16 protein-coding genes and 6 tRNA genes are annotated in these 12,962 nt (G+C 69.6%); 14 read left to right on the top strand and 8 right to left on the bottom strand.

The genetic code is table 11. The annotated features are described in order from the left end of the window. Positions 1 to 95: 95 nt before the first annotated feature. From ACIQWG_RS27930 to ACIQWG_RS27915, 4 genes are all read left to right on the top strand, one after another. Positions 96 to 335 (top strand): hypothetical protein, encoded by a 240-nt coding sequence (locus ACIQWG_RS27930; protein ID WP_404100680.1) that lies wholly within the window; start codon positions 96 to 98, stop codon positions 333 to 335. 235 nt (positions 336 to 570) lie between these two features. Beyond that, the gene (locus tag ACIQWG_RS27925; protein ID WP_328428942.1) at positions 571 to 768 is read left to right on the top strand and encodes a hypothetical protein; all 198 of its coding nucleotides are present in this window, start codon (positions 571 to 573) and stop codon (positions 766 to 768) included. 232 nt (positions 769 to 1,000) lie between these two features. After that, positions 1,001 to 1,942, top strand: coding sequence for a phosphotransferase family protein (locus tag ACIQWG_RS27920; protein WP_404100678.1), 942 nt, complete (start codon positions 1,001 to 1,003; stop codon positions 1,940 to 1,942). 80 nt (positions 1,943 to 2,022) lie between these two features. Then, a complete protein-coding gene (locus ACIQWG_RS27915; protein WP_404100676.1) occupies positions 2,023 to 2,316 on the top strand; it encodes a zf-TFIIB domain-containing protein in 294 nt (97 codons plus the stop codon). A gap of 54 nt (positions 2,317 to 2,370) precedes the next feature. Here ACIQWG_RS27915 and ACIQWG_RS27910 read toward each other — a convergent pair. The 5 genes from ACIQWG_RS27910 to ACIQWG_RS27890 form a co-directional block, all read right to left on the bottom strand. Next, a tRNA-Val gene (locus tag ACIQWG_RS27910) sits at positions 2,371 to 2,442 on the bottom strand. A gap of 34 nt (positions 2,443 to 2,476) precedes the next feature. Then, positions 2,477 to 2,548, bottom strand: a tRNA-Val gene (locus ACIQWG_RS27905). Between the two features lie 20 nt (positions 2,549 to 2,568). Then, a tRNA-Val gene (locus tag ACIQWG_RS27900) sits at positions 2,569 to 2,640 on the bottom strand. 1 nt (position 2,641) lies between these two features. Then, positions 2,642 to 2,715 (bottom strand) — tRNA-Cys (locus ACIQWG_RS27895). A 38-nt stretch (positions 2,716 to 2,753) separates the two neighbouring features. Continuing rightward, positions 2,754 to 2,826: transfer RNA gene (locus ACIQWG_RS27890), tRNA-Gly, on the bottom strand. A 178-nt stretch (positions 2,827 to 3,004) separates the two neighbouring features. On the opposite strand from ACIQWG_RS27890, the gene ACIQWG_RS27885 reads away from it, so the two are divergent. The 3 genes from ACIQWG_RS27885 to ACIQWG_RS27875 are packed head-to-tail and all read left to right on the top strand — an operon-like array spanning position 3,005 to position 5,747. Then, entirely contained in the window at positions 3,005 to 4,051 is a 1,047-nt protein-coding gene (locus tag ACIQWG_RS27885; protein WP_404100674.1) for a chorismate-binding protein, read from the top strand. Next, a complete protein-coding gene (locus tag ACIQWG_RS27880) occupies positions 4,048 to 4,869 on the top strand; it encodes an aminotransferase class IV (protein ID WP_404100672.1) in 822 nt (273 codons plus the stop codon). Before ACIQWG_RS27885 ends, ACIQWG_RS27880 begins: the two co-directional genes overlap by 4 nt. A 53-nt stretch (positions 4,870 to 4,922) precedes the next feature. Then, the gene (locus ACIQWG_RS27875) at positions 4,923 to 5,747 is read left to right on the top strand and encodes a GNAT family N-acetyltransferase (protein ID WP_404100670.1); all 825 of its coding nucleotides are present in this window, start codon (positions 4,923 to 4,925) and stop codon (positions 5,745 to 5,747) included. Between the two features lie 16 nt (positions 5,748 to 5,763). On the opposite strand, the gene ACIQWG_RS27870 is transcribed toward ACIQWG_RS27875, so the two are convergent. After that, complete coding sequence (locus ACIQWG_RS27870) at positions 5,764 to 6,288, bottom strand: DsbA family protein (protein WP_404100668.1); 525 nt, start codon at positions 6,286 to 6,288, stop codon at positions 5,764 to 5,766. 211 nt (positions 6,289 to 6,499) lie between these two features. On the opposite strand from ACIQWG_RS27870, the gene ACIQWG_RS27865 reads away from it, so the two are divergent. Then, the gene (locus ACIQWG_RS27865; RefSeq protein ID WP_404100666.1) at positions 6,500 to 6,943 is read left to right on the top strand and encodes a hypothetical protein; all 444 of its coding nucleotides are present in this window, start codon (positions 6,500 to 6,502) and stop codon (positions 6,941 to 6,943) included. A 154-nt stretch (positions 6,944 to 7,097) separates the two neighbouring features. After that, complete coding sequence (locus ACIQWG_RS27860; RefSeq protein ID WP_004002639.1) at positions 7,098 to 7,250, top strand: hypothetical protein; 153 nt, start codon at positions 7,098 to 7,100, stop codon at positions 7,248 to 7,250. Positions 7,251 to 7,315: 65 nt separating this feature from the next. On the opposite strand, the gene ACIQWG_RS27855 is transcribed toward ACIQWG_RS27860, so the two are convergent. Continuing rightward, complete coding sequence (locus tag ACIQWG_RS27855; protein WP_404100663.1) at positions 7,316 to 7,876, bottom strand: CGNR zinc finger domain-containing protein; 561 nt, start codon at positions 7,874 to 7,876, stop codon at positions 7,316 to 7,318. A 325-nt stretch (positions 7,877 to 8,201) separates the two neighbouring features. After that, a complete protein-coding gene (locus tag ACIQWG_RS27850; protein ID WP_004002642.1) occupies positions 8,202 to 8,615 on the bottom strand; it encodes an SsgA family sporulation/cell division regulator in 414 nt (137 codons plus the stop codon). A gap of 191 nt (positions 8,616 to 8,806) precedes the next feature. Here ACIQWG_RS27850 and ACIQWG_RS27845 point away from each other — a divergent pair, with 191 nt between their 5' ends. From ACIQWG_RS27845 to ACIQWG_RS27825, 5 genes are all read left to right on the top strand, one after another. Then, entirely contained in the window at positions 8,807 to 9,265 is a 459-nt protein-coding gene (locus ACIQWG_RS27845; RefSeq protein WP_404100661.1) for a TIGR02611 family protein, read from the top strand. Between the two features lie 87 nt (positions 9,266 to 9,352). Beyond that, a tRNA-Val gene (locus tag ACIQWG_RS27840) sits at positions 9,353 to 9,424 on the top strand. Positions 9,425 to 9,792: 368 nt separating this feature from the next. After that, a complete protein-coding gene (locus tag ACIQWG_RS27835; RefSeq protein WP_404100659.1) occupies positions 9,793 to 11,082 on the top strand; it encodes an ABC transporter substrate-binding protein in 1,290 nt (429 codons plus the stop codon). Further along, entirely contained in the window at positions 11,082 to 12,080 is a 999-nt protein-coding gene (locus tag ACIQWG_RS27830) for a carbohydrate ABC transporter permease (protein ID WP_404100657.1), read from the top strand. The genes ACIQWG_RS27835 and ACIQWG_RS27830 overlap by 1 nt, the downstream gene beginning before the upstream one ends. After that, entirely contained in the window at positions 12,080 to 12,958 is an 879-nt protein-coding gene (locus ACIQWG_RS27825; RefSeq protein ID WP_404100655.1) for a carbohydrate ABC transporter permease, read from the top strand. Before ACIQWG_RS27830 ends, ACIQWG_RS27825 begins: the two co-directional genes overlap by 1 nt. Positions 12,959 to 12,962: the final 4 nt, after the last annotated feature.

Here is a 12,962-nt window from a genome sequence, read left to right as displayed (position 1 = left end):
TGGGAGAATTGAAGGGTGGTCAGGGGGTCGGTGAGCAGGGCGACTTAAGTCGGTGGCGACCCCCAACCGTCCGTCGCTGAAGGGGGATTGGACCCGTGAAGGGTGATCGCGTGGAGATAGTCGTGGACGCAGGGGACACGACGCGTACCTATGAAGTGGTGGCGAGCAGAGCGGGGCGCCGGGTGGAGACGGCGGTGCGTCGAGGCGTCGTGGAAGTGAGCGAAGTCACCCGAAGCGGCACTGTGGTGCGTACGGCTCGGTTCATGGCGAACCGGGTCCTCGCGCTGGTCGAACAGCCGGTGCCGAGGGAGGACAGCTCGGAGAAAACAGGGTAGACCGGGCGTCCCCTCCGGGAAGACCCCGAGACCGGGGACCGTGTCTCCACCCAGGGGAGTACTCCGCAGGTGGTGGCTCATCCTCCGGGAGGCCCGGCAATCGGTACGAGGGCATGACGTGCCCGGGGTGGTCGCGGGCCTAGATTTGAGGTCAAGCGGCGGGTGCAGCACTCGTCCCCCGAGGTCAGACACCCGCCGCTGCCAACGACAACTGACACAGGTCAGGAGAGGGACCATGGCCCAGACGGCACCGCGGACACTGATCCGCACCCAGCAGCACACCCTGCTGCGCCCGCGCCGCCAGGGCCGCCGCCACCCCTTGGTGGCGACGCTCATGGCCCTTCCCCTGGCGGTCCTGCTCCTGGTCGTCTTCGACGGCTGGGAGACAGTGGCCACACAGGCGTCGTCCGTGGGTGTGATGCTGGGGCGCTGAGCGGCGACCCCAGGCCCGGAAGAGCGGTCCGGGCGGGGACATCCACCCATGAAACCCCGTGGGGACGGGGGTGCGGCGGACGGCACAAATGCCGGCGCAGCTGGGGAGCTGCGCCGGCATTGCTTTTCTCCCAGCCGCCGGGCGGGGACGCCCCCTGCGACCACCGGCCCGGCAGACGCGCGGACGGCCGGTCGTACCCTCGGGCGAGACCATCCGCACCCAAGGGACGCCCGTGACGCCGAACCCTCTCCTGCCCGACCTCACCGTAAGAGTCAGGTCCGAGGCTCACTCCCGTACGTCCGCCTGTCCCTGCGGAGCCACCGTCACGCTCGCCGACCGGCCCGACGCCACCGTCGTCCGGCATGCCGGGACCGTGGCCAAGGCCCACGCCCCGGACCTCACCCCCACCGAGTTGACCCCGCGCCTCACCGCCGCGGCCCACCTCCCCGGCCTCTTCCTCTCCCCGCTCGACGCCACGCCCGCCGACCTGCACGGCCGGCTCGTGAGCTTCTGGCCGTACGGCACCCCCGTGGACCCGGATGATCCGGACGCGGCCCCCTGGGAGGCGGCCGCGGACCTGCTCGCGCGGCTCCATCGCACCCCGGCACCGGCCCCGCTGCCCGCCATGCGGGGACCGGTCAAGGCCGCGCTCGCCATGTCCCGGCTCCGGACCGGCGCCGCCGACGGTCCCGCCACGGGCGCCGTCCTGCGCGCATGGGCCACGCTCCCGCCCTGGGCCCGCGCCGAGGCCCCCCAGCCCGACCGCTCCACCCTCTGCCACGGCGACCTCCATCTCGGCCAGCTGGTCCGGCATCCCGCGCCGGACGGTCCGTGGCGGCTCATAGACGTCGACGATCTCGGCGTGGGCGTCGCCGCCTGGGACCTGGGGCGCCCGGCCGCCTGGTACGCCTGCGGACTGCTCCCGCCCGAGGAATGGCACCGGTTCCTGGCCGCCTACCGCGCCGCCGGCGGCCCGGTCGTCCCCGCCGACGGCGACCCCTGGCCCACGCTGGACGTCCCCGCCCGCGCCCTCACCGTGCAGACCGCGGCCCGCGCGATCACCAAGGCCCTGGCCGAGGGACGTGCCCTGGACGAAGTGGAGCAGGCTCTGATCGACGCCTGTGACCGAATGGGCTCCGTCCCCCCGGAGTTGGTCCACGAACCGGCGAAGTAGGGTGCAACCGACCGCAGCCGGACAGAGTCTGTCCTGGCGAGACGCGAAGCAGGACCGACCGGCGAGGAGTTGAGCCGACCATGCAGTGTCCGAAGTGCCATGCGCCGATGCACACCTACAACCGCAACGGCGTTCAGATCGAGCAGTGCAGTGGCTGCCGTGGGATCTTTCTCGACTACGGCGAGCTGGAGGCGCTGACCCGCATGGAGGGCCAGTGGTCCCAGCCCGCCCCGCCGCCCCCGGGCGCCCCGCAGGCCTACCCGGCCCCCGCCCCGCAGGCCCCGGCCTGGGGCGCCCCGCACGGCGGTCACCACGGCGGTCACTACGGCCACAAGCGTCACAAGAGCTTCGGCCACATGCTGTTCTCCAGCTGACCCACGGCGAGTCAGCAAGAAGCCCCCGGTCGCAGGACCGGGGGCTTCGGTGTGTGGACGATACTGGGATTGAACCAGTGACCTCTTCCGTGTCAGGGAAGCGCTCTCCCGCTGAGCTAATCGTCCTCGGGACCACGACGCACAGGTCGTGAGTGCTGCGTGCGCGATACTGGGATTGAACCAGTGACCTCTTCCGTGTCAGGGAAGCGCTCTCCCGCTGAGCTAATCGCGCGGGAGGATCCGAAGATCCAGTGGACGATACTGGGATTGAACCAGTGACCTCTTCCGTGTCAGGGAAGCGCTCTCCCGCTGAGCTAATCGTCCTTGGAGGTGGAGACGGGATTTGAACCCGTGTAGACGGCTTTGCAGGCCGTTGCCTCGCCTCTCGGCCACTCCACCAGGAGTGTAGGGGTCCGGGAAGATCCCCTGTTCCTTCGAGCGGACGACGAGGCTCGAACTCGCGACCTCAACCTTGGCAAGGTTGCGCTCTACCAACTGAGCTACGTCCGCTTGTCGTTTCGTTCCGCTCTCGCGGCCCGGCGACGAGTTGAACTCTAGCGGATTCCGGGGCCAGCACAAAAACGCGTTTGTGCAGCGTGCTGCGCCTCACCTGCTCAGGGACCCCTCGAAGCCCGCCGAACCGACATGGCCAGGTCACCCGCAGGACACCCGCCATAGACTCGACTGCGTGTCCGACCTCCCACCTCTCGCCCGCTTCGGCGACCGCGTCGCCACCGGCCTCCTCGATGTCACCAGCGATCCCGCGGCTCTTGACTCCCGTGGCTTCTGGGCCGTCTGCGCCGACTTCGAGGGCGGTCTGACCTGCGCCCGCTTCCGGGACGTGCGCGAGGAGCCGGTGCCCGCGCCGGTGCCGGGGCAGTGGCGGGGCCCGGCGGTCGGTGACTGGACGTCCTCGCTCGATCGCGCCGCGTACATGAGGGGCGTACGGCGGATCCGTGAGCACATCGCGGCCGGCGAGGTCTATCAGGCCAACCTGTGCCGGGTGCTCAGCGCGCGAGTCGGACCGGACGCCGACGTGGACGCGCTGACCGCGCTGTTGGCCCGCGGCAATCCGGCGCCGTACGCAGGAACGATCCGTCTGCCGGAACACGGCTTGGAGACGGCCACCGCGTCACCCGAGCTGTTCCTGCGGCGTGCCGGGCGGGTCGTCGAGTCCGGGCCGATCAAGGGAACCGGGCGCACCGAGGCGGACCTGCTGGAGAAGGACTTCGCCGAGAACGTGATGATCGTGGACCTGGTACGCAACGACATCGGGCGGGTGTGCGCCACCGGGACCGTGAGCGTGCCCGATCTGTGCGCCGTCGAGAAGCATCCCGGGCTGGTGCATCTGGTCTCCACGGTCCGCGGTGAACTGCGCGAGGGCACCGGCTGGCCCGAGCTGTTCGACGCCGCCTTCCCACCCGGCTCGGTCACCGGCGCGCCCAAGTCGAGCGCGCTGCGGATCATCGACGCGCTGGAGACGGCACCCCGCGGGCCGTACTGCGGTGGGATCGGGTGGGTCGACGCCGATCGGGGCGTAGGTGAGCTGGCCGTCGGCATCCGTACCTTCTGGATCGACCGCGGCGAGGGGATGCTGCGGTTCGGCACCGGCGCGGGGATCACCTGGGGGTCGGACCCCGAGGGAGAGTGGCGGGAGACCGAACTGAAGGCGGCCCGGCTGCTCGCGGTAGCGTCGGGGGCGTACGAGGTGAGTGGAGAGGGACTGCAATCGTGAGGATCTGGCTCGACGGCGGGCTCCAGGACAGCGAGTCCGCCCGCGTCTCCGTCTTCGACCACGGGCTGACCGTGGGCGACGGCATCTTCGAGACGGTGAAGGCGGTGCACGGCCGACCGTTCGCGCTGACCCGGCACCTCGACCGGCTGACGCGCTCGGCGCGGGGACTCGGGCTGCCCGACCCCGACCACGACGAGCTCCGCCGCGCCTGCGCCGCCGTCCTGGAGGCCAACCCGATGCCGCTCGGCCGGCTGCGCATCACCTACACCGGTGGCCACGGCCCACTCGGCTCCGACCGTGGCGAACACGGCCCCACCCTGGTCGTCGCCCTCGGCGAGACCACGCGCCGGCCCGACTCGACGGCCGTGATCACGGTCCCCTGGACGCGTAACGAGCGTGGCGCGCTGACCGGCCTGAAGACCACCTCGTACGGCGAGAACGTCGTCGCCCTGGCGCGCGCCCATGAACACGGCGCCACCGAGGCCCTGTTCGCGAACACCGTCGGTCAACTCTGCGAGGGCACGGGCTCGAACGTCTTCGTCGTCCTCGACGGCGAGATCCACACCCCGCCGCTCGCCTCCGGCTGCCTCGCGGGCATCACGCGCGCGCTCACGATCGACTGGACCGGCGCCAGGGAGACCGATCTGCCGCTGGACGCCCTGGAGCGGGCCGAGGAGGTCTTCCTCACCTCCACCCTGCGGGACGTCCAGGCCGTGCACCGCGTCGACGACCGCGAACTGCCGGGCGCACCGGGCCCGGTGACGGCCAAGGCCATGCGGGTCTTCGAGGAGCGCTCCGGGAACGACCTCGATCCGTAGCGGCAGCGGAAAATGGGCTGCCGTCGGTCGGCAGGGTGGGTAGAACACCTCTGATGACCACGACCCTGCGGCCGACCGAGCCGCTTCAGCACCACGAGGACGGGACCCGTTCGCGCCGCTTTCAGGTGTGTGTGAACGGCCGTCCGGTGGGCGCCGTTCACCTGGGCACGCATCCGGTCTTCGGTGACGCGGTGGCCCGGATACCGGAGCTGCGGATCGAGGAGCCCGACCGGCGCCGCGGCCGGGGCACGGTGGCCGCCCTCGCCGCCGAGGAGGTGGCCCGCGGCTGGGGTTGTCGGCGCATCGAGGTGACCGTCCCCGCCGACGCCGGACCGGCGCTGCGGCTGGCCACGGCGCTCGGCTACGTCCTGCGCAACCGCGGCATGGAGAAGTCGCTCGGCGGCACCCCGCCCACCCTGCCCCCCGGCAGCCGCGCACGGCCCATGACGGAGGCCGAATACGGACCCTGGCTGGACAGGGGACGCGCGTCCTACGCCCGCAGATGGATCGACGGCGGGGTCCCGGAGGCCGAGGCCCGGGCCAAGTCGGAGCGTGACCACGCGGCCCTGCTGCCGAACGGCCCGCGCACCCCCGGTGTGCACTTGAGCGTCGTCGAGCACGAGGGCACCCCCGTGGGCACCCTGTGGTGGGCGGAGCGTGACGGCGTCGCGTTCGTGTACGACGTCGAGGCCGACGCGGCCCACCGCGGCAAGGGGCACGGGCGCACGCTGATGCTGCTGGCCGAGGCCCAGGCGATCGCCGCCGGGCACCGGACCATCGGCCTCAACGTCCTCACAGGCAACGCCCCGGCCGAGCGGCTCTACGACTCACTCGGCTACGGGACGACGCAGTACGCCCTGTACAAGACGTTGCTCTAGCGGTCCCGGGTCGGCGTCAGGCGTTCCGCTGGGCCAGCAGCCGGTCCGCGATCTCCTCGACGCGCTCGCGCAGACCCTCCTGGCTCTTGCCGCCGTCGAGCCGCTCACCGTCGATCACATACGTCGGTGTGCCGGTCACGCCGATCGCCTTGCCCTCGGCCTGGTCGGCGTCGACGATCAGGATGTGCCGGCCGTCGATCAGCGCGGTGTCGAACTCCTCGGCGTCCAGGCCGAGTTCCCGGGCCACCTCGACCAGGAAGGCCTCGCCCTCACGGTCCAGTTCCTCGACCCGGCCCAGCACGGCCTCGACGTACGGCCACCCCTGCCCCTGCTCGAGCGCCTCCTCGGCTGCCTGAGCCGCGGCGAAGGCGTGCTTGTGCTTCTCCAGCGGGAAGTGCCGCAGCCGCAGCTCCATCCGGTCGCCGTAGCGGGCGCGCAGGGCGCGGAGATCGTCCAGGGCGGTGCGGCAGTCGGGGCACTGGAGCTCGCACCAGACCTCGAGGACGGGGGCGGCGGGACGGTCGGGGGAGGAGTCGCTCATGGCCCCAGTCTCCCAGCCCCGGCCCGCACGACCCAATCCGACCTGGGGCTTCGGACGGGGGCGGCCGGTACGGCGCCGACCGGCACCTGCGGAGGAGGTGACCCGGAGATGTCCCTGATGTCGGGCCCAGGCATGGCCGGGCGGGGTGGCCACGGTGCAGGATGGAAGGGACGAAGTGCCCTGACCCGACCCAGCATGCCTGGAGGCCCGGATGATTGCCGAGACCGTCTGTTCAGCCGTCGCCGCGGCCGGCCTGGGCATCGCGGCGGTCACGGCGTACCGCAAGCGTTTCCTCACGGCCACGCGCATCGCCGCGTACTCACTGGTGCCGCTCGGCCTGGTCATGACCGGAGTCGTGGAGTGGCTGGCGGACACCGCGTTCAGCCCGACGGCCTGGGCGGGCTTCGGCGTCCTCGGTGTGTCCTGGCTGCTCTTCGCGACCACCCGTGCGGTGGAGCGCCGCCGCGGCGGCACCCGCAAGGAGCGCAAGGAGGCCCGCGCCGCGGCACAGCGCGATGCGGTGGCCCCGGCGGCCTCGGCGCCCTCGCTCGGCGCGGGCACCCGCCAGTCGACCCGGCCCGCGACCGCGCCCCGCGCGGAGGCATCGGACGACTTCAGCGACATCGAGGCCATCCTCAAGAAGCACGGCATCTGACCTCGGCGGACCGGGCTGAAACGACACAGTGGGTCGCCGCCCGGCCGTAAGCGATCAAGACTCGAACCGGACATCACGGAATCCGGCGAACTCCCGCTCATTCCGGGCGTGTTGATCGCGCGGGACGGCGTGATTGCGCCATCATCGCCGCGAGATGCTGGACACGACACAAAGCGAGGCCGCGCCACCTCAGGACGAGCCTCGCGGGTGCCTCTTCGCCCTTTCCCAGCCACCGCTGATGATCTTCCTTGCGGTGATCGGGTGTCTGCTGCTCATGGCTGCGCTGCACGATCTGCTGCTGCTCTGAGCCGTACCCGCGGCCCCCGGCGTCACCCGCCGGGGCCCGCGTCGACACTCCGGGTGTCCCGCCGCTCAGCCGGCCGCTTCTTTGCGCCGCGCCCGGTAGGCGGCCACATGCAGACGGTTTCCGCAGGTACGGCTGTCGCAGTACCGCCGTGAGCGGTTGCGGGAGAGATCCACGAAGGCGTGCCGGCAGTCCGGCGCCTCGCACCGCCGCAGCCGCTCCTCCTCGCCGGCCACCACGAAGAAGGCCAGTGCCATGCCGCAGTCCGCCGCCAGATGGTCGGCGACGGAGGCGCCGGGGGCGAAGTAGTGCACATGCCAGTCGTAGCCGTCGTGGTCCGTGAGTCGCGGGGTGGTGCCCGCGGCGGCGACCAGTTCGTTGATCAGCGACGCGGCGCTGCGGGCGTCCGGCGCCGCGAAGATCGCGGCGAACCGCCCGCGTACCTTGCGCACGGCGGACAGATCGAACTCGGACAGCACCCCGACATCACTGATTTCGTGCTTTCGTACGAAATCTTCGAGAGTGGCGACGTCCGGCAGCCCGTCCGGGGTCTCGTCGTCCTCCGGTGCGGTGTTCACCAGATCCACCACGGCATCGAGCGCACACCGAGTGTCATGGGTGATCAGCACGTTTCGCTCCCTGGCCTGGTGGTCGGGCGGGGTGCCCGCCGATGCTGGCCGATGGTAGTGGCTCACGGCGGCCACACACGGGCCGCGCCCGCACGCGGCTTCGATTACAACGCCGCGGCGGCCCCGACGGTTCCCGCCGTCCCGGGCCCGACCGCCCGTATGGGCTCCCGAGCCCCCCTGGCGCATCGCGGCCCTCATCACCCACACGCGCACCAACGCCGCCCCCGTGGAGCGGAGGCGGCGCTGCTGTGTGCCGTATGCGGTTGTCTTGGCCCGAGCCGTCTCCCCGAGTCGACGGCGCCGGGCGGCTTCGTGGGGCCTCGCCCTAGCTTTCCGCCAGGATGTGGGAGAGCTCCTGGTCGAGGTCGAAATGCCGATGCTCCGTGCCGGGAGGCACGGCGGCGTCCGTCCGCTTCAGGAACGACTCCAGGGCCCGTGCAGGGGCCTCGAGCAGCGCTTCGCCCTCCGGAGAGCTCAGCGCGATGCAAACGACGCCCTGACCATGACTGCGCGATGGCCAGACGCGGACGTCGCCGGTACCGGTGGGCCGGTGCAGACCCTCGGCGAGGAGGTCGCGGGCGAACACCCACTCGACGGTCTCCTCGGCTCCGGTGTGGAAGGTGGCGTGCACGGCGTAGGGGTCGGCCGTGTCGTACCGCAGGCCTGCGGGGACAGGCAGGGATGACTCGCTCGACACAACGAGGCGCAGGTGCAGCTCGCAGCTGACCGTGGTGTTCATAAGCGCCAGGGCCTTTCGCTCAGTGTGCGCTCGGGGATTCGCACGTCGGCGAAATCGACATGCCACCTACGGTGCCGTTGTAAACCCCTCTGAGTGTTTTGCGTGCCTTTACGACACTCTTCCGGCCGAGAACCGGTTCGCGAGGTACGCCCATTCCGGTGACTCGAATCGGTCCGGTAGGGTTTGGCCGTATGAATACGGGGAGTAACGAGCCTGGCGTGGTTGCCGTGGCTGCCGACAAGATCGAAGTGGATGGTGTGAAGGACGACGGGGAACAGGGGCTCGGGTCGCGAGCGCCGGAGTTCATCAAGGCGCGTAGAGCGCTGCATCTGAGCTGGCAGGTCGGTGTCTTCATCATCGGTCTGGCGATAGTCGTCACCGGCATCATCCTGCTGCCGTTGCCGGGTCCCGGCTGGGTGATCATCTTCGGTGGCATGGCGGTCTGGGCGACCGAGTTCGTATGGGCCCAACTGGTGCTGCGCTGGACCAAGCGCAAGGTCACCGAGGCGGCTCAGCGGGCCCTGGATCCCAAGGTGCGGCGTCGCAACATCATCCTGACCACGATCGGCCTCGTGCTCATCGGAGCCATACTCGGCTTCTACCTTTGGAAGTTCGGCATCGTCATGCCCTGGAACATCAAGGACCAGTGATCCAGGAGGGGGTGCGGACGGCGGCCGGCGCCGGTTCCTGCTGGTCACACGCACCCCCTGACATGGGGTAATGTTCTTCCTGCGTCCGGGCGATTAGCTCAGTGGGAGAGCGCTTCGTTCACACCGAAGAGGTCACTGGTTCGAACCCAGTATCGCCCACCCGGATCCGACGGCCCGTCTGCGACAGTGCAGACGGGCCGTCGGCTTTTGTCCGCCGCGCACCGCGATCCGCGTCCGCGCGGGTGACGCCCCTGGGATGCTCGTCGGCCCGTCGGTGGTCGTACGGTTCTCGGCCGGCCGAAGCGCGGCTTCGGTTCGGTCCACCGACCGCACGCCGCTCACCTGCGACATCGCATCGCCGGCCCCGTCGCCCCGCCCTCACGGGCCGTCAACTGGCCCCGGCGGCCCGCAAGAAATTCCTGTCCGAATCATTGACGCACCCCGAGGCCCTCCGTAGCTTGTGCCAGCAAGCGCTTACTTGAAACGATTCATGCAGGCGGCGACGACGCTGCGGGGAGGGCCCGACTGTGGGAACCAACAGGAATGTCGACAGGCGCACGATCCTGAAGGCGGCCGGTGCCACGGCTGCCACGATCGGGCTCGCCTCGACCACGGCGTGCGGGGGCGACGGGGGTGCCTCCGCCGACGGGACGGTGACGATCCGTTACGCATGGTGGGGTGCCGAGGATCGTGCCCAGCGCATCAACAAGACCATCGCGCTCTTCGAGAAGAAGTACCCGAAGATCAAGGTCAAGACGGACTTTCAGCCGTACAGCGACTTCTGGAAGAAGTTCAACACCCAGGCCTCCGGGGGGAATCCGCCGGACGTGTTCCAGAATGCGATTGGATTCCTGCGCAAATACGACGCCAAGAATGTGCTGCTCGATCTCGGTGAGCAGGTCGAGGCGGGCAATCTCTCCATGGACGGCTTCCGCGCGGGCCTGGACAAGTTCGGCGAGATCGACGGCAAGCTCCTCGGTGTCCCGGTCGGCTCGAACTCCATGGCCCTGGTCATCGACAAGCCCGTCTACACCAAGGCCGGCGTCAAGCCGGAACAGGGCTGGACCTGGGACGACTTCGACGCGGCGATGAAGAAGATCCGCGACAGGGCGGGGCGGGCCGGCGACAGCGGCATGTACGGGGTGATGTACCTCTACGACCTCTACCTCCGCCAGAACGGCAAGGCCTTCTTCACCGAGGACGGACTCGGCTTCACCGAGGCGGATCTGACGGACTGGTGGACCAAGGCCGAGAAGGGCGTCAAGGAGGGCGTCTACGCCGACGCCAAGAAGGTCGCCCAGATCAAGCCCAAGTCGGCCGTCTCCGCCGAGCTCGCCGGCGGCGAGTTCACCTGGGACAACTTCACGGTCCGCTACACCTCCGAGGGCAGGAGCGAGTACGGCCTCGCGCCCATCCCGACGACGGACGGCAAGAAGACCGGCCAGTACCTCGGCTCCCTGATGCTCAGCGCCTCCAAGCGCACCGAGCACCCCAAGGAGGTCGCCCAGTTCATCGACTTCATGGTGCACGACCCCGAGGTCGCCAAGATCATGGGCTACGACCGGGGTGTGCCCGCCACCCAGGCTCAGTTCGACGCGTTCCAGCCGACGGACGAGGTCAACAAGGGGATCGCCGCCTACGAGACGTCCCTCGTCGAGGCGGGCGTCCTGGAGCCGATCACCCCGCACCCGAACGGCGCCGACATCTGTGAGGCCGCCTTCCTGCGCATCGCCGAGGAGCTCGCGCTCGGCAAGCGCTCGGTCGACGAGGCCGTCCAGCAGTTCTTCACCGAGTCGAAGACGGCTCTCGTCGTCTGATGGGAACGACCGTGACACACGCCCCCGCGCTGGAGGGCCCGGCCAGGGACGCCGAGCCGCGGCACGGACCGGTGAAGCCCGAGCGACCCGCCGCCCTCAAGCGGCGGGTCCGCCGGGAGAACCTGGCCGGCTATCTCTTCATGTCCCCCTGGATCGCCGGGTTCCTGCTGCTCACCGCCGGCCCGATGATCGCCTCGCTCTACTTCGCCTTCACCGACTACAACCTCTTCGACGCGCCCCGATGGATCGGCCTGGACAACTTCTCCGAGATGTTCGGCGACCCGCGCTGGCGCCACTCGGTGCGGGTGACGCTCTGGTACGTCGTCGTCGGCACACCCCTGAAGCTGCTCGCGGCGCTCGGCGTGGCCCTGCTCCTCGCGCAGAAGCGACGCGGCCAGGCCTTCTACCGAGCCGCCTTCTACGCCCCGTCGCTGATCGGCGCGAGCGTCTCCGTAGCCATCGTCTGGAAGGCGATCTTCTCGGACGACGCGATCGTCGACCGTACCCAGAAGGTCTTCGGGATCGACGTCGGCGGCTGGACCGGTGACCCGGACCTGATCATCTACAGCCTGGTGGCGCTCACCGTCTGGCAGTTCGGCGCCCCCATGGTCATCTTCCTCGCCGGACTCAAGCAGGTGCCGCGCGCGCTGTACGAGGCGGCCGAGGTCGACGGGGCCGGCAAGCTGCGGCGGTTCTGGAACATCACCCTGCCGATGATCTCCCCGGTGCTCTTCTTCAACGTCCTGCTGGAGACCATCCACTCCTTCCAGATCTTCAGCTCGGCCTACATCGTCGGCGGCGGCGCCGGAGGCAACGCCTGCGGTCCGGCGGACGGCTCCATGGTCTACACCTGCTATCTGTACGTCCAGGGCTTCGAGAACAGCCGGATGGGCCTGGCCTCCGCCATGGCGTGGATGCTGCTCGTCGCGGTCGCCCTGGTCACCGCGGTGCTGTTCTGGTCCCAGAAGCGCTGGGTGCACTACGAGGAGGGCGCCTGATGAGTACCGCCGATCCCGTGACCACGCGGGCCGGGGCGCTGCGCCGCAGGCTGCCCGGTTCCGTCGCCTGGCACCTGGGCTCCCTGCTCGTTCTCGCGGTCATCCTCTACCCGGTCGTCTGGGTCATCGGCGGCTCCTTCAAGAACAGCGAGGACGTCGTCGGCAGCCTCGACCTGTTCCCGGGCGACCCGACCCTGGCCAACTACACGAGCCTCGCCGACGGCATCGCCGACATCTCCATCTCGACCTTCTTCCTCAACTCGCTCTTCCTCGCGGTCGGCTCGGTGATCGGGATCCTGGTGTCCTGCTCGCTGACCGCCTACGCCTTCGCGAGGATCAGGTTCGCCGGCCGGAACCTGCTGTTCACGCTGATGATCGGCACGCTCCTGCTGCCGTACCACGTCCTGCTGATCCCGCAGTACGTGCTGTTCCGCAACATGGAGATGATCAACACGTACACCCCGCTGCTGCTGGGGAAGTACCTCGCCACGGAGGCGTTCTTCGTCTTCCTGATGGTGCAGTTCATGCGGAACCTGCCCAAGGAACTCGACGAGGCGGCCCGGCTCGACGGCTGCGGGCACCTGCGGATCTACTGGTCGATCATGCTGCCGCTGTGCCGGCCGGCCCTGATCACCAGCGCGATCTTCACCTTCATCAACGCCTGGAACGACTTCATGGGCCCGCTGATCTATCTCAACGAGCCCGACAAGTACACCGTCTCCCTCGGTCTGAAGATGTTCGTCGACCAGGAGGGCCTGGCGAACTACGGCGGCATGATCGCCATGTCGCTGGTCGCCCTGCTGCCGGTCCTCGCCTTCTTCCTGGCCTTCCAGCGGTATCTGATCGACGGTATGGCGACGTCCGGACTGAAGGGCTGAGGCG

It is taken from the genome of Streptomyces sp. NPDC098781 (assembly GCF_044759995.1).
Lineage (GTDB): Bacteria > Actinomycetota > Actinomycetes > Streptomycetales > Streptomycetaceae > Streptomyces.
This window is presented reverse-complemented; position numbering and strand designations above follow the sequence as displayed.